Origin of the sequence: aff. Roholtiella sp. LEGE 12411, from assembly GCF_015206995.1 — a bacterium.
Classification (GTDB): Bacteria; Cyanobacteriota; Cyanobacteriia; order Cyanobacteriales; family Nostocaceae; genus Komarekiella.
Genome location: NZ_JADEXR010000063.1, coordinates 15,124 through 30,897, shown reverse-complemented (window position 1 = coordinate 30,897; position 15,774 = coordinate 15,124). Strand labels below are relative to the sequence as shown.

The following is a 15,774-nucleotide window of genomic DNA, read 5'->3' as shown; positions in this document are numbered from 1 at the left end:
GGGCATGGGGCATGGGCTTGAAAGTGTCTTGGTGTCGAGGTTTTAGGATTAGTTGATTTCACTTGCTAAGTGGTAACTGCTGTAAAAGTATAAGATAGGACAAAATGTAAGTAAAAATGCGCTTTCGCGCCATACCAGAAAGATACTCACCTTTTTGAAAAACTGCTGCTCACGAATTAAAAAACACTATGGCAGATGCCTTAACAATTCAGCTGCCTAATATTTCCAGCGCGATGGCTCTAGCGGGAGATGGAGAAGAAAATCTGAAAATTTTATCGCGGCAAACAGGAGCCAGCTTAGTATTACGCGGTCAAGAATTAGTCATTTCTGGCACTCAAAAGCAAATTAATCTGGCTTCTCAATTAGTGCGATCGCTTGAAGATATCTGGCTCAAGGGCAATACTATTTCTAGTGCTGATATTTTAACAGCCCGTCAAGCTTTAGATAGCGATCGTCAAGAGGAATTGCAAGAATTACAGCGAGATGTTCTCGCCAAAACTCGTCGAGGTGAGGAAGTTCGTGCCAAAACCTTTCGCCAGCATCAATATATCGACGCAATACGTAAGCGTGACCTCACCTTTGGCGTTGGGCCTGCTGGTACAGGTAAAACCTACCTTGCTGTTGTCGTCGCCGTGCAAGCGCTCCTAGCCAATCAATTTGAAAAGCTAATTTTAACTCGTCCTGCCGTCGAAGCAGGTGAAAAACTTGGTTTTTTACCTGGAGACTTGCAGCAAAAAGTTAATCCTTATCTCCGCCCACTATACGATGCCATCAATGAATTTATCGATCCAGAAAAAATCCCCAATTTAATAGAACGTGGTGTAATAGAAGTTGCACCACTCGCCTATATGCGCGGACGCACCCTTAACAACGCTTTTGTAATTGTGGATGAAGCCCAAAATACTACACCCGCTCAAATGAAAATGGTTTTGACTCGTTTGGGTTTCCGTTCCCGGATGGTGATTACTGGCGACATGACACAAACCGATTTGCCAGTTCACCAGCAATCAGGCTTAGTAGTAGCTTTGCAAGTTTTAAAACACGTTGAAGGCATTAGCTTTTGCGAATTTTCCCAAAAAGATGTTGTGCGTCATCCTTTAGTTCAACGCATTGTTGCTGCTTATGAACAGTACGAAAAATAGTGATTAGTCATTTGTCATTCGTCATTTGTCATTAGTAAAAAAACTAACGATTAACAACTGATAAATAACATAGACGCCTTAGCGGCTTCCAGCAGGGTAGGATAAATAACAAAGGATAACTAATTATGAATACAACTTTGAAAGAGTTTTTAGAAGCTTGTGAAAATCTTGGAACTTTGCGTCTAATTGTCACTAGCAGCGCCGCTGTTTTAGAAGCAAGAGGCAAAGTAGAAAAGTTATTTTATGCAGAGTTGCCTAAAGGTAAATATGCGAATATGCATACTGAAGGCTTTGAGTTTCACCTGAATATGGACAAAATTACCCAAGTGAAATTTGAAACAGGTGAAGCGAAAAGGGGTAACTTTACAACTTATGCTATCCGCTTTTTGGACGAGAAACAGGAACCCGCTTTAAGCCTATTTTTACAATGGGGTAAACCAGGTGAATATGAACCAGGTCAGGTGGAAGCTTGGCAAGCTTTACGAGAGCAGTATGGAGAAGTTTGGCAACCTTTACCTGTTGAGATTTAATACAAGTAATTGGTAATTGAAAAAATTTAACACCTTTTACCAATTATTTGGATAAAACTATGTTACGAAACTGAATACCTTGAAGTTCTTTATATGGTAAAAGTGCAGTTGCTGCAATATCAAGGACTTGTATTTGATTGACTTGTGAAGGAATTTCCACAAAATTAATACTCAGCTTAACATTAGCATTTTGGATTAGCTGCGTATCTGTGTAAGCAGTTACTTTAACTGCATCAATTTCAATTGATTCAGCAAGATACGCGAGTCCCTCTATATCCAAAAATTTACTTTTGTAACTATAGTTAGCATATAACCTAATTTTTCTGTCCTTAAGGGTATTTGTGATCAAGACATCACATCTAACGTCTTGCTTTAATCTTTTACAACTTTGAAGTTTAAAAATAAGCCCATTTACTTCAACAGTTTGTTGATTATTTGAGTTACTTTTATCAGTGAAGGATGGTGAAGGTGGGTTACTTGGTAGAGGTATGGGAGTTTTATTTACTAAAGGATTTTCAATACTAGGTTGAGGTATTGGAATTGCTTTAACAGGTTCTGGTGAATTAGTTTCAGAAGGTAATTGTGGAGTAGCCCCAGAAGATAAATTTTCAGGACATTGTAGTTTTAAGAAACATCTAACTTCGGGTGTAGCAATGGTCAATATTACACCTATACATGTTAATACAAGACTAAAAACAGTGATGAATTGACTAAACCCTACTTTTTTACTGCGATAGTTTAAAACTTTGTCCTGGATAAGTCTCCAAAGTTTCACAATTTGCTCATTTTCATGATCTCCATCCCAATCGACTAAATTAGCTGGTTGGATATCTAAGAATTCCCCAGGAATTCTAACACCTTGAATAAGAACAGGAATTAATACCTTTTTATTTTTTTTTGCTTCCGAAGCTAGGTCTTTTAATAAAGCAGATTTAATAGAATTACTTGACCATAAAACTATCACAAATTCAGCTTTTTCTAATACTTGGATAGTTTCACTTATAATTTTACTTCCAATTGAAATATTTTGGGTTTTCCAAATATTAATACTGTAGTAATTTAAAGCATCTTCCAGTAGATTTGCTATAGCTTTATCAGATTCGGAGTAGAGCAAACAAACTTCACTATTACGTCCGTTCATTCATTATTTTCCTAGTCTTTATGTACTTCCGTAAGTCTAAAAGCAACTATTGTTCTCCAAGAATATAATTTGCAAAGCAATTACATCCGGTATAAGAGGGGCATCCTCAAAATAGGACAATCAGTATTTTATGGAATTGTACACTATTGACATCCTCCTATCTTTAATCCTGCTAACACCTCGTATATATAGTAATCCGATTTGATTCGTGAACTGACTTGTAGAGACACCGAATGGGGGATAGGGGATAGGGAATGGGAAATGGGAAAAAAGGGAGTCAGAGGTGTACGCAGTTCTTTCAAAAATCAAATAGGAATCCTATAGCGGGAACCTTCTTGGCAAAATTTAGGTAATAATTTACTTTTCAATGCTAATTTTTATCTAAAATTTATGTATCTTACAATACTAAATATCATACCTTAATATGTAATTGGCTAGCTGGATGCTCAGCGATCGCTCAAGTGATTATCCTGTAGATAATTTTTTCTGAATCCAAAATAAACATTCAACAATAAACGCCTAATGCTTGCAATAAGGACGATTTGGAGTTTTTGCTTGGTGGTTCTGTTTCTGCTGTGGAGTGGCGAGGCGATCGCAGGAGAGTTGTCTGAACGGTTAGCAAATTTTCCACAGTGGGAAAAATTAACTTCAGTAAAACAGGCTTCGGGAGATTTAGTTTACCCTGAGTGGATGGCTGGTTATTGGCAAGTTACAAGTACCTTGGTAGATTTGGTTGCACCTTTAGCACCGGAGATTGTGACGCCTGGGTTTGAAGGTAATCGCCGACAACTAAATCGGCCTGTGAGTTTTCTAGTACGCTTTATTAGAGAGCAAACACCTATAACTAGCTTAAAAATCCTCCCGCGGATAGATAACAAATCATCAATTTTGGTAGCAGATAGGGCATTCAATAGCTTGAATTTGGCACGGGCTGATTTAGGTGATGAGTCTGTGCTATCAGTTAAGGTTGATCCAAATTCTCCTAATCGTCAGATTACATTTTTGCAAGGAGAACGCCAACTAGTTTCTATCGTCACTGCACGCGCTACAGAAACCATACTAGATGACAAATTTATCACCACAGAAGTGTTTCAACAATTGTTTAAAGGTGGTTCACGCCCCTATTTCAATTCTGTTGAATCAACCACCGCCTACCACAAACTTCCCACACCTAATCCAGCAATTGAAGCAGATCAAGTTACTGCTGTCTACCTTTCACCTCAAGATCCAGATTACTTTACCGCAGGTTCTCGACCAGTTGCACTTTATCGTTATCGGCTAGAATTTTTTCGCGCACAATTACCTACTTCTAAGGAGTGATTTAGACATTTAGCTGTTGACTACATTGTATTACACAAGTAGTATATAAATTCCAAGCTAACGCTCGTGCTCTTGGGCAGTGTGCATCATGGCAAAATTTAGAGATATTCTCAAATACTACGATCGCTATCGAGCGCCCATAATTTTTAGTATTAGCGCAGCTAGCCTTTTTGAAATAATTGATCTGGTAATACCTTATGTCACAGGGCAGATTTTAAACGTACTTTCGGGACAACCGCTAGATCGTCCAATAGAGAATGCGATCGCCACAATTAGCAACCTCACTCAACTACCACAAAACCGATTACTATCTCTGGGGCTGTTAATGGGTGTAATCTTCTTAGTAACCGTTGTCAGAGCACCGATTCAAATATGGTCAACTTGGTGGTTTCATTGGGATATTGCTTTACGCACCCGACGAGATAACTTCAAAAAAACGTTAAAAAAAATACTCACTCTCCCTCTAGAATTTTACGACGAAAATAACCCCGGTCGGATTGCCGGAAAAATTTCTAAAGGATTGGAGAATTACACCTGGACTTATCCAGAAATAGCCGGACAATTGATTCCTAAGCTATTTAGAGTATTGGGAATTTTTGTAGTTATCTTGCTGATTGAGTGGCGCATTGCTATATTATTTTTGATTTCGTTCGTAGTCATTCTCGGTTTCACCATCAAGGATTTAAACAATTTGATGGAACAAGAACGACGGCTAGACAAATACATGGAAAATACTCAAAGCCGCAACTCAGAAATTATTACCAATATCAAAACAGTTAAAGCATTTGCAACCGAAGCACAGGAACTAAAACGACAAACACAAAGGCTTAACCGAGAGTTTAAAGTAGTAGCTTACCATATCCATCTTGGCTACATTAAGCTGGGTACTTTAAGAACGACAATCATTCAGTTCTGTGTGTTTTTAATCCTAGGTTTGACCCTTGTAGCTACGCTAAAAGGTCAGATTTCCTTGGGACACTTCGTCACCACTTTAACAGTTTCTAGCATGGCTTATGCCGAGTTGGAACCCATCAGCAACATCGCTGAAATTTTTGCCCGTCGTTATGCCTCAATGTTGGGGTATCAGGAATTTATGCAGCAACCAGTAGGTGGAGATGGAGTCTCTTTAGAAGAGAGTACCTCAGCCTATAGTTTCACTGGAAAAATTGAGTTTTCCAATGTGACTTTTGGGTATAATGCTAACCGTCAAGTTTTGCAAAATATCAACTTGTTAATTGAGCCATACCAAACAGTGGCATTAGTAGGGCGTTCTGGTTCTGGTAAATCTACCTTAGTAAAACTGCTACTGCGGTATTTTGAACCCCAAGAAGGTCAAATTTTGATGGACGGTCAAAATATCCGCACCTTAGATGTGAGTAAGTATAGGCGGAGATTAGCGATCGTTCATCAAGAAGTAGATGTTTTCAACGGTACGATATTAGATAACCTCGCCTATGGCAAGCCAAATGCTAGTTTAGAGCAGGTTCAGGAAGCCTGTAAGATTGCCAGACTTGATGAAGTAGTGCAGCAACTACCCCAAGGTTATTACACTGTTGTGGGAGAACGTGGTGTCAGGTTGTCGGGAGGACAAAGACAACGCTTAGGAATTGCTAGGGCGTTGCTAGTAGAACCAGATTTACTAGTTTTTGACGAGGCTACCTCTAGTTTAGATTACGAGTCTGAGCGTTCAATTCAGCTGGCGATGCGATCGCTCCAAGGAACTCGTACTACCATTGTCATTGCCCACCGTCTGAGTACAGTGCGGGAAGCGGATAAGATTGTGGTTCTAGATCAAGGAAGAATTGTTGAGGTGGGTAGCCATAATGAACTCTTGCGTCATGAGGGTATTTACCACCGCTTGCACTCTTTGCAAGCAACAGGAGAACTCCTGAGTTAGGCGTTAGAAACCGAGTTTTGCGAGACACTCGGTTTCTACAACCGACAATTTTTGGGAAAAGCTTGAAATTTATAAAGAGTGGTGCTAATGTTGTAAATCGTGAGACAAATGGGTCGGTGTCCGAGTGGTTAATGGAGACGGACTGTAAATCCGTTGGCTTGCGCCTACGCTGGTTCAAATCCAGCCCGGCCCACCTCACGAAAATCTATCAGCTTTGTATTTTGAACTAAAGATACGTTAATATAGTTCAAAGTTGTATTTTGCCCGTGTGGCTCAGTGGTAGAGCACACCCTTGGTAAGGGTGAGGTCACGAGTTCAATCCTCGTCACGGGCTTTGTAAATTATTTAAAAATTAAATAAGGTTATGGATGGTGTGTACCACCATTCCCACTTTTTATCGTTCCACCTCATCCACTGCCTTGGGAACCGCCGCAGTTAAAACTTCATTTCCACCAGGTGTAACTAACACATCATCCTCAATGCGAATGCCAATACCAATCCATCGCGGGTCAGTCTCTGGCTGATCTTCTGCTAGTTTAGTATCTGGCACAATATAAAGTCCTGGTTCCACTGTGAGAATTTGACCAGGTTGCAAAATCTGCGGTTTATCGTCACCATGTTGGTAAACGCCTACATCGTGGACATCCAAGCCTAACCAATGGCTGGTGCGGTGCATATAATACGGCTTGTATTTCTCTTCCTCAATTAACTTGTCAATTTCGCCTTTAAGAATGCCAAGTTCGACTAAGCCTTCGGTAAGGACGCGCACGGCTGTATCATGAACTAATTTGTGGGGATTACCTGGTTTTATTTGGGCGATCGCCTGTTTTTGCGCTTCTAAAACAATCTCATATAGCGTTTTCTGTTCTGGTGTAAACTTACGGCCTACCGGAAACGTCCGGGTAATATCAGAGTTGTAATAACCATAAGCACAACCAGCATCAATTAGGAGCAATTCCCCATCTTGCATCTGGCGGACATTCTCAATGTAGTGGAGAACGCAAGCATTCGCGCCGGAAGCCACAATTGAAGGATAAGCTGGCCCCATCCCACCCCGTAACCGAAAGATGCGTTCCATCTCCGCCTGGATTTCATACTCGTAGCATCCTGGTGCGGTGATTTCCTGTGCGTAATTGTGTGCTTCAGTTGCGATCGCCGCTGCTTGACGCATCAATTCCAACTCAGTTTCACTTTTAACCAGTCTCATACTGTGGAGGATGGGGCCAGTATCTTCAATGGCGATTGGCCCTGTGCCGCGCTTAGGATAAGTCCGCAGTAAACTTTGGTAATGTCCGAGGATTTTGTCATTAAAACTGCGATCGCGTCCTAAGTGGTAGTAAATGCGATCGGCTTTTTCCAAATACTGCGGTAACTTTTCATCTAGCTCGCTGATGGGATAAGCTTCATCTGCACCATAAAGTTCCTTTGCTGCATCTATCCCGCAGCGATAACCACTCCAAACTTCCTTCTCTCGATCTTTCGGTTGAACAAATAACACAAACCGATGTTCTCCATGATGCGGCGCTAGCACCGCCACTGCTTGCGCTTCGTTAAAGCCTGTTAGATAGAAAAAATCACTATCTTGGCGATAAGTGTACTCGACATCGTTGTGCATCACTGCCATTGGCGCACTGCGGAAAATGGCAGTACCAGTACCAATTTTTGCCATTAACTGCTCGCGACGCTGCCGATATTCTGTTTGCATAACTGAATCAATTTATAAATTTATCGTGTTATTTTACGCCTTTAGTAATTATATAGGACTAGTATTTAATTTTTGAAAAAAATTCAGTACACCTTTATTACTTCTTCGGTGTTCCCCATTCCCTGTCTCTACGAGTTATTCAGCAATCAAAGAGGATTACTATAGTTGAAGAATTAAAATACGATTAATTATCGTACTAGTTTTACGATGATATCGTCTGTTTGAGTTTAACAATCGCACTCATCATGAAATAACGAGCATGATTCAATCACAGGACTTACGCAACTGGCATATTATTTTAAGTTCGTAGTAAGGACTAAAGTCCTTATTTGGAGGACTAAAGTCCTCACTACGAACAAAAAATTGAGATTTTTGTGACACTTGCGTAAGTCCTGAATCAGTTCCAAAACTTTTAATTGTTGATGAGTTCATTACCTACTATGGAGTTTTGGGCGAATATAATTCGCTACTACACAAGCCAAGTCTACCTCCGTGGACTAACACAAAATCAAGGTTTTTAACCCACGCAGGTGGGTTTTGATTGTGTAGCCGCACCTGTGCCAAGGCTAGTAATAAATTAGACTTTTCAAATAACCTCTTAGTTTTGTCTTTTAGTACTGATAGCTGCATAGTTAGTTTGATAAATAAGAAGCATCTCTTGAGCTTGTATAGAAACAGATGTGCCCTCTGGGATAGCTTCTAATAAGTTGATTGCTTGCTCTAATTTGTCTTTTGCTTGCTGCTCTAAATGAGGCGAATTATGAATAAAAAAAGTAGCTTCCCTGGACATCTTTTGGGCTGATTCTAAGTTTGCTACTGCTTGCTTTTCAAGCAAAAGCCTTTTATTGATAGCATTATGGTTCACACGATAGCTAGCCAGTTGCTTCTTGGCTCGAAAAGAAATCGTCGTCCCTTCAGGAATACTTACTAACAAGTTTATTGCTTCTTGCCATTTATTTGCTGCTTGTTGCCAGACTGTGAGCGGATGTGGTGGATTTTGAACTAAAGCAGCAGCTTCCATACCGAGGTTTTGAGCAGATTTAAAATTGGCGATGGCTCCGCCATCGTCTGCGACGAACGCACTTTCTTCTTGAGTAAAAGTCAGATTCATTTGTTGGGAGTGTGGAATTTGATTTTTGATGATCTGACTACCAAAACCCAATACTACTAAACTTGAAGCTATCACTAAAGTCAAACTTACTACTTTTGATGGTGGAAACTTCGGTACTACCTCTGATTGAGTATTGATAGCTACTTTTTGACTAATTTTCTGCTCAATATTTATTAGCGCCTGTTCTGCTTGTTGTCTTAAAGAATTACTCTGTATAACTAAATTAGATACTTTATCTTCAAAAGAATCACAAGCATTGAGAATATCTGTTAATTCTTGTAACTTATCTTCACTAGATATCATTAATTCATGATCATCATCCAGCCATTCTAATACAAAGCCAGATTTACCATAGAAACAGGAAACTCCTAGTAATATTGTTAACAGATTCTGGCTGTTTTGAATAGTATCAACTATATAATTTAGTCTCTGTTGCATTTCCAACAATTCTTCTTGAGCAACGTTTATTTTATTAATTTGTTGCTGTAAAACTTGAGAATTGCCAAAGCATAAGTTTATTTTCAAGCTTGTATCAACAGTTGGGAGTTTAGAGGGCAAACTTAAATAGTTAAAATGAGAATCTAATTGAGATATTAGTTGAGAATCACTTAAAATATCTGTGGCTAACGCCTGAAGTAGATAACCCCATTCAATCCAGCAATCAATTTTAGTTTGTAAATCAGCTAATGATATTTCTGTCTCTATATTGCCAAATTTTGCTGTGAGCAATTCTCTTTTAATGTTAACAACTTCGCTTACTAAATAACCACTAGAGATAAGCAAACAGGCTTTTGTATCTAGACGGGAAAGCGTGCTAACTGCGGCATTTTTAATTTGGGTATATCTTAATTCCTGAACAATTAATTTTTGAATATTTCGTAGCTGTTCTTGAACATTATTTATCAGGATAATTTCTTCCATAATTTTCTGAGAATTGCCAATAGTAAGCTTCAGGCTATGAACAAGTTTTGGCAGTTCATTAACAAGCATTTCTAGGTCAGCCATAAATATCCCTTGGGGATTTGTTGAAAGTTTATGCAAAACAATGAAAATGGCTATGCAGCGAGGTTATAGCGTAACTACACCTGTTGAAGCTAGGGATCTTAGTTAATTAATAAATCTCAGGAGCGATAGATTTATAGTTCCCTTAAATCCTGCTAAAGTAACAATTTAAGTCACCAAGTTGCAGAGGAAGACAAAACTACCTATTAGCTAACCTATGAATGAAATTGATTTAGCTTTTACCCCAGCACTAGAGTTGGCACAATTAATCCGTCGTCGGGAAGTGTCACCATTAGAGTTGGTGGAAATATACTTAGAACGGATTGGGCAGTTAAATCCCCGATTGGGAAGTTATTTTACAGTGACGGCAGAATTGGCGATCGCAGATGCCAAAGCCAAAACAGAAATCCTTGCAACTACCTCAGAACTACCACCATTTTTTGGTGTGCCGATTTCCATAAAAGACCTCAATGCAGTAGCGGGTGTGCCTTGTACTTATGGGAATCCGGCATTACTAAACAATATTCCCAACTATGATGATGGGATTGTAGAGCGGATTAAGCAAGCTGGATTTATTATTCTTGGTAAAACCGCAACTTCAGAGATAGGTTCACTTCCTTATAGCGAACCTATGGGATTTCCCCCAGCTAGAAATCCGTGGAATTTGGAATACACCCCCGGTGGTTCCAGTGGTGGCGCAGCCGCAGCAGTAGCCGCCGGATTATGTGCGATCGCTCAAGGTTCTGATGGTGGTGGTTCGATTCGGGGGCCTGCGGCTTGTTGTGGTTTGGTGGGAATCAAGCCATCGCGGGGAAGAGTCAGTAAAGCACCCGTAGGCGATCGCCTCGCAGGGATTGCTACCAATGGGCCGATAGCTCGTACTGTCGCTGATGCTGCTGCTCTTTTGGATGCCATATCTGGCTACGTTACAGGTGATCCTTACTGGCTACCAGATCCAAAACCATCATTTCTCGCCGCCACACAGCAAAAACCTGGTGCTTTGCGAATTGCCTTTGCTACCAGTATTCCTCCCTTGGGATCAGCTGATCCCAACTGTCAGCAAGGTGTTTTGCAAACAGTCCAGTTATTAGAACAACTCGGTTATCAAGTGGAGGCGAAATGCCCCGATTTTAGCGGTTTAGTTGAACCGTTTCAAATTGTTTGGCAAGCTGGGGTAGCTGGATCAGGAATTCAACCTGAGATATTACAGCCGATGAATCGTTGGCTTTTGGCAAGAATCGGTTCTGTTGCTGAATACCTCCAGGCGGTTTCCCAAATGCAGGTAGTCGCACGGCAGATTGTGGCGTTTTTCGATACCGTAGATGTGCTGGTTTTGCCAGTTTATCTACATTCACCTATCCGGGTTGGAGAATGGGCTGATCTGAGTTTAGAAGAGACATTCCAAAATATTATTCAGTGGATTGCTCCTTGTCCGCCGACTAATGCAACTGGACAACCTGCGATCGCACTTCCTGTAGGCTTTGATAGTAATGGTTTACCCATTAGTGTGCAGCTAATTGGCAAACCAGCTGCTGAAGCTACCTTGATTAGCCTAGCAGCGCAAATAGAAGCAGCTAAACCGTGGATTCAGCATCGTCCAGCATTTGCAACATAATGCCCAAATATGCAGGCATCTGTTGAACAACTTTCACAAATTATCGTGTTTGCAGGTTTAGAAGTAGCAGACAAAATAAGTTTGCAACCTTACACCTTTGTGCGACGCCATCCTAAAGGAGAGATTATTATGCACGAAGGCGATCGCCTAGAAGCCAAGTTATATGCTGTTGTTAGCGGCTCAATTCAAGTTACCAAAACAGCAGCAACAGGAAAAGAAACTATTCTCCGCGTCTTGGCTGCTGGAGAAATTTTTGCCGCGCCTGCTTTGTTAGGAAATGGAATTTGCCCAGCAACTGTAACTGCTGAATCTGATTGTGAAATTCTTACTATCCAGCGAGATGCTTTATTAAAAGCTATTCAACAAAATCCTGAAATTGCCCTGCGGATGCTAATGGTTTTCAACACTCGGATTCAGCTACTTCATGAAACAGTTCATGGATTAGTTTCTGAAAGAGCCATTGTGCGTCTTGCTAGATTAATTCAATATTTTGCTACCGAATCTGGAACTGAATCCAGTCCACAAGGTACATCTTTAAAAGTTAAATTATCTTACTACCGCATGGCTCGAAGTAGCGGGATTACTTATGAAGAATGCATCCGTTTAATTAAAAGTATTAACTCGGTAGTTACTTATAGTCGGGGTGGTAAGATTATGATACTTGATGCTCAAAAATTAGATGCGATCGCTTCTGGAAACATAGAGTAAGGTGAGTATTGCCAACCTGACGACACCATTTTACAACGAGGAGCAAAAAGCCACAATTCCACAGCGCAAGAATGCCAAAATTCAACAATATGCTAAGTGTAAAGCACTGCTTCATCCAAGGGATGAAAATCTGCGTCGAGTGCGTCCAATTGGATGCACTTAACGCAGATATATTTGGTTGGCTGACTAACTTTTACATTTTGCACCCTGGGGAGTAGCATCAGGGTAGAAGGTAACGATCGCCTTCTCTTTCCTGACAAAGACTGTAGGAAATAATTTTCCTGATTCGCGATCACGTACATTATAAATACACGCTCCTTCCGTATTTCCTTGTAGTTTAAATCCTCTAGTTGCATCTAAAAGCATTTCTTCGGCGTTGCTAAGGTAGCCATAGCCTTTAATCACATCTGTTACCGTTCGGTTTTCCTGTTTCAGCACTACACCCATTGTATAAATTACACCAGGAACAACTTCCTCTCGTCCCTGATTATTTGGTAAGCGTCCGCCAATTCCTTCATTTTGTAGCTGTAAATATCTGCCATAAAAATGCAAGCCGCCAATATCGTTAGCATTATATATTTCGCCACAAAAAATGTGTTCAAACCCCCGACGTTGGAACCAAATATTAGTTAAATCTTCGATAAATTGCGCTTTTTTCCGACGATTCGGACGCAATTCGCCACCACTAGCTTGCTGAAGTTTCTGTAATACATCCGGGTAAAAAGATAACAGTTCTTTAAATTTATTGCTATTGACTCTTGTCCCAATAGGGCCACAGGTTTTTAGTACAGCTTGATCAAAAGAATTTAGCAGTGGTGGGGATGGTGTAATGTCCAATTTCTGTCCTGCGGGAAAACCCACAGGAACTGGGTTATCTACATTATCAAAAAATGGCAGAAGTTGCGTAGCTGGCTGAGACTGAGCGTTTACTGTATTTTGCCAGTAGAGTGTGGATAGCAGCAGAATGACAAACACTCTTACAAACTTTCTGACTTTACTTCTAGTCTGAAATCTGCCAACAGTAGAGTTATTCGCAAGGAATTTAAAGAGCATATTGACAAGTTTTATTGGAAACCCTTGTTTTGGTCTAGCTCTTATTATGCAGCCTCAAGTGGTGGCGCAGCGATTGAAAAACTTAGACAATATATCAAAAAGTAGGATGCGCCATTGGTAATTCGTAAATTTGGTTTTGTAATGGGGATTTAACCCCAATACAAGGCTTACCGGTTATAGAACCGGGGAACTTTAACCTACGGAATTGAGTTCTAAATGATTAGGTTGCTCGATCAATTTTTTGCAATTCTTCATCAGATAGTGTCACATTGATGGCTTGTACTGAGTCTTCGATGCTGGAAATTTTGCTTGCACCAGGAATTGGCAAAACAGAGGGCGACTTAGAACGCAACCATGCCAGCACAATATTATACACTGACACGCCTTTTTCCTTAGCTAATTGAGCGATCGCTGGAATATCTTGCAAGTTTTGATGGCGACGACTACCACCAAAGGGACTCCAAGGCAAAAATGTCAGTCCTTCCTGTTCGCAATACTTCAATACACCGTCATTTTCTGGTTGTCGTTCCCAAGGACTGTATTGATTTTGCACAGATACAATATCTACCACATCCCGCGATCGCTTAATTTGTTCAACGGAGAAATTAGAAACTCCGACAAACCTAATCAAACCTGCTTCTACTGCTTCTTTTACTGGTGCAAGAGATTCTTCAATGGTGTAATTAGAATCAGGGGAGTGGTATTGCCAAACATCAATAGGTTTAGCAGCGCCCAAAGCTTCAAAACTAACTCGAATTGTTTGGCGTAAATATTCCGGGCTACCGTTGCGTGTCCAACTCCCATCAGGACGCATCAAACCGCCTTTAGTCGCTACAATTACTTGGCTGATATCGCCTTTGTAACTGGTAAGTGCCTTATGAATTAGTCGCTCATTGTGGTGCTTATCTGATTCATCTTTGCAGTAAGAATCAGCAGTGTCAATAAATGTAACACCCAAATCTAAAGCACGATGAATAACTGGGATTGATTGCGATTCGGGAGGACGATTATAGATTGACATCGGCATTCCACCCAAACCGATCGCACTTACAAAGATACCAGTTTTTCCTAGCTGTTTGGTTTCCATATTTATAGCCGTAATTTTCTGCCTTAATTATCTACTAGCTACTCAAATATTATTTAATAATTCATCTATCCCAGGGTGATAGCTTAATCTTGCGATCGCTCCTCACCCTACCAAATTAATGATGAATTGAGGATGAAAACAGCATCGGACATACAGTTCTCAAGATCAACTCATTTTTCAATTAAGTTATCAGTGAATAGTTGTCATTTGTCATGTTAACTATTCACTGAATCACACTTAAGCTTTTTTCAACCAGCTAAACATGGCGCGTAAATCTTTGCCAACTTCCTCAATTTTGTGTTCAGCTTCTTGACGACGCATAGAGGTAAATCCAGGCTTACCAGCTTGGTTTTCTAAAACGAATTCCCGTGCAAATTGCCCAGATTGAATTTCGCTAAGAATCTTCTGCATTTCGGCTTTCGTTTCGGCGGTAACAATCCGCGGCCCGCGAGTATAATCGCCATATTCAGCGGTGTTGGAAATACTATCACGCATCTTGGCTAAACCGCCTTCTACAACCAAGTCAACAATCAACTTGACTTCGTGGAGACATTCAAAATAAGCCAATTCTGGTTGATATCCAGCTTCCACCAAAGTTTCAAATCCAGCTTTGATTAAAGCACTCAAGCCACCACACAACACAGCTTGTTCACCAAACAAGTCTGTTTCGGTTTCTTCGCGGAAAGAAGTTTCGAGAATACCGGCGCGGCTACCACCAATGCCTTTAGCATAAGCCATCGCGCGATCGCGTGCCTGACCACTAGCATCTTGATAAACTGCAAATAGCGCTGGTACGCCTTGCCCTTGTTCATAAGTCCGCCGCACTAAATGCCCCGGCCCTTTGGGTGCTACCATCACCACATCTACATTCTCAGGCGGTACAACTTGCCCAAAGTGAATATTAAACCCGTGGGCAAAGGCTAAGACATTTCCTTCTTCTAGATTTGGCTCAATCTCATTTTTGTAAACTGTTTTTTGCACTTCATCAGGCAACAAAATCATGATGAAGTCAGCAGCACTAGCAGCATCTGCAACATTTTTCACAGTTAAACCGGCTGCTTGGGCTTTTTCTGCTGACTTGCTGCCCGGATATAGTCCTACAATGACATCCAAACCACTATCTTTCAGATTGAGGGCGTGAGCATGACCTTGTGAACCATAGCCGATAATAGCAATGGTTTTTCCAGCTAAAAGGTCTAAATTGGCATCTTCGTCATAATACATCCGGGCCATAGAAGCATCTCCTGTCAGCAAGCATCGTCGTTAATTGGCAGGCTTTTGATTGTACCTCAAATTGGGGATTGGGCATAGGGGATTGGGGATTGGGCATTGGGCATTGGGGATTGGGCATTGGGGATTGGGCATTAAATATTTAGTTATTTTCCTCTGTTGTTTTCCCCAGTCCCAGTCCCCAGCTATGCATTTTTTTGGTGAGGTTAGCCAGTAAAGTTAGATGTAGGGAG

15 protein-coding genes and 2 tRNA genes are annotated in these 15,774 nt (G+C 40.8%); 11 read left to right on the top strand and 6 right to left on the bottom strand.

The features are described 5' to 3' along the window. Positions 1 to 188 precede the first annotated feature (188 nt). Both IQ246_RS15550 and IQ246_RS15545 read left to right on the top strand, forming a co-directional pair. Positions 189 to 1,142 carry a PhoH family protein gene (locus IQ246_RS15550; RefSeq protein ID WP_194004256.1) on the top strand — a complete coding sequence of 318 codons (954 nt, stop codon included), beginning with the start codon at positions 189 to 191 and terminating at the stop codon, positions 1,140 to 1,142. Positions 1,143 to 1,267: 125 nt separating this feature from the next. Beyond that, the gene (locus tag IQ246_RS15545; protein WP_194004255.1) at positions 1,268 to 1,672 is read left to right on the top strand and encodes a ChuX/HutX family heme-like substrate-binding protein; all 405 of its coding nucleotides are present in this window, start codon (positions 1,268 to 1,270) and stop codon (positions 1,670 to 1,672) included. A 43-nt stretch (positions 1,673 to 1,715) separates the two neighbouring features. Here IQ246_RS15545 and IQ246_RS15540 read toward each other — a convergent pair whose 3' ends face one another. Continuing rightward, the gene (locus tag IQ246_RS15540; RefSeq protein ID WP_194004254.1) at positions 1,716 to 2,813 is read right to left on the bottom strand and encodes a toll/interleukin-1 receptor domain-containing protein; all 1,098 of its coding nucleotides are present in this window, start codon (positions 2,811 to 2,813) and stop codon (positions 1,716 to 1,718) included. Between the two features lie 522 nt (positions 2,814 to 3,335). Here IQ246_RS15540 and IQ246_RS15535 point away from each other — a divergent pair. The 4 genes from IQ246_RS15535 (at position 3,336) to IQ246_RS15520 (ending at position 6,364) form a co-directional block, all read left to right on the top strand. Then, the gene (locus IQ246_RS15535) at positions 3,336 to 4,133 is read left to right on the top strand and encodes a DUF6816 family protein (protein WP_194004253.1); all 798 of its coding nucleotides are present in this window, start codon (positions 3,336 to 3,338) and stop codon (positions 4,131 to 4,133) included. A gap of 88 nt (positions 4,134 to 4,221) precedes the next feature. Continuing rightward, positions 4,222 to 6,030, top strand: a complete 1,809-nt coding sequence (locus tag IQ246_RS15530) for an ABC transporter ATP-binding protein (protein WP_194004252.1) — start codon at positions 4,222 to 4,224, stop codon at positions 6,028 to 6,030. Positions 6,031 to 6,140: 110 nt separating this feature from the next. Beyond that, positions 6,141 to 6,223, top strand: a tRNA-Tyr gene (locus IQ246_RS15525). Between the two features lie 69 nt (positions 6,224 to 6,292). Then, positions 6,293 to 6,364: transfer RNA gene (locus IQ246_RS15520), tRNA-Thr, on the top strand. Positions 6,365 to 6,424: 60 nt separating this feature from the next. On the opposite strand, the gene IQ246_RS15515 is transcribed toward IQ246_RS15520, so the two are convergent. Both IQ246_RS15515 and IQ246_RS15510 read right to left on the bottom strand, forming a co-directional pair. Beyond that, the gene (locus tag IQ246_RS15515) at positions 6,425 to 7,735 is read right to left on the bottom strand and encodes an aminopeptidase P N-terminal domain-containing protein (protein ID WP_194004251.1); all 1,311 of its coding nucleotides are present in this window, start codon (positions 7,733 to 7,735) and stop codon (positions 6,425 to 6,427) included. 598 nt (positions 7,736 to 8,333) lie between these two features. Further along, complete coding sequence (locus tag IQ246_RS15510) at positions 8,334 to 9,851, bottom strand: hypothetical protein (protein WP_194004250.1); 1,518 nt, start codon at positions 9,849 to 9,851, stop codon at positions 8,334 to 8,336. Positions 9,852 to 10,065: 214 nt separating this feature from the next. Here IQ246_RS15510 and IQ246_RS15505 point away from each other — a divergent pair, with 214 nt between their 5' ends. From IQ246_RS15505 to IQ246_RS15495, 3 genes are read left to right on the top strand one after another with little or no spacing between them, the layout of a single operon-like run. Beyond that, entirely contained in the window at positions 10,066 to 11,463 is a 1,398-nt protein-coding gene (locus IQ246_RS15505) for an amidase (RefSeq protein WP_194004249.1), read from the top strand. A 9-nt stretch (positions 11,464 to 11,472) separates the two neighbouring features. Further along, a complete protein-coding gene (locus IQ246_RS15500; RefSeq protein ID WP_194004248.1) occupies positions 11,473 to 12,171 on the top strand; it encodes a Crp/Fnr family transcriptional regulator in 699 nt (232 codons plus the stop codon). A gap of 1 nt (position 12,172) precedes the next feature. Next, a complete protein-coding gene (locus IQ246_RS15495) occupies positions 12,173 to 12,334 on the top strand; it encodes a hypothetical protein (protein ID WP_194004247.1) in 162 nt (53 codons plus the stop codon). Positions 12,335 to 12,357: 23 nt separating this feature from the next. Here IQ246_RS15495 and IQ246_RS15490 read toward each other — a convergent pair whose 3' ends face one another. Beyond that, complete coding sequence (locus IQ246_RS15490) at positions 12,358 to 13,137, bottom strand: EndoU domain-containing protein (RefSeq protein ID WP_370588504.1); 780 nt, start codon at positions 13,135 to 13,137, stop codon at positions 12,358 to 12,360. A gap of 39 nt (positions 13,138 to 13,176) precedes the next feature. Between IQ246_RS15490 and IQ246_RS15485 the strand changes: the two genes are divergently transcribed. Continuing rightward, the gene (locus IQ246_RS15485) at positions 13,177 to 13,329 is read left to right on the top strand and encodes a transposase (protein WP_370588503.1); all 153 of its coding nucleotides are present in this window, start codon (positions 13,177 to 13,179) and stop codon (positions 13,327 to 13,329) included. Positions 13,330 to 13,444: 115 nt separating this feature from the next. Here the strand turns inward: IQ246_RS15485 and IQ246_RS15480 are convergent, their stop codons facing one another. Further along, a complete protein-coding gene (locus IQ246_RS15480) occupies positions 13,445 to 14,311 on the bottom strand; it encodes an aldo/keto reductase (RefSeq protein WP_194004245.1) in 867 nt (288 codons plus the stop codon). A gap of 237 nt (positions 14,312 to 14,548) precedes the next feature. Beyond that, entirely contained in the window at positions 14,549 to 15,544 is a 996-nt protein-coding gene (gene ilvC / locus IQ246_RS15475) for a ketol-acid reductoisomerase (protein WP_194004244.1), read from the bottom strand. A 61-nt stretch (positions 15,545 to 15,605) separates the two neighbouring features. Between ilvC and IQ246_RS15470 the strand changes: the two genes are divergently transcribed. Further along, positions 15,606 to 15,758 carry a hypothetical protein gene (locus IQ246_RS15470; protein ID WP_194004243.1) on the top strand — a complete coding sequence of 51 codons (153 nt, stop codon included), beginning with the start codon at positions 15,606 to 15,608 and terminating at the stop codon, positions 15,756 to 15,758. Positions 15,759 to 15,774: the final 16 nt, after the last annotated feature.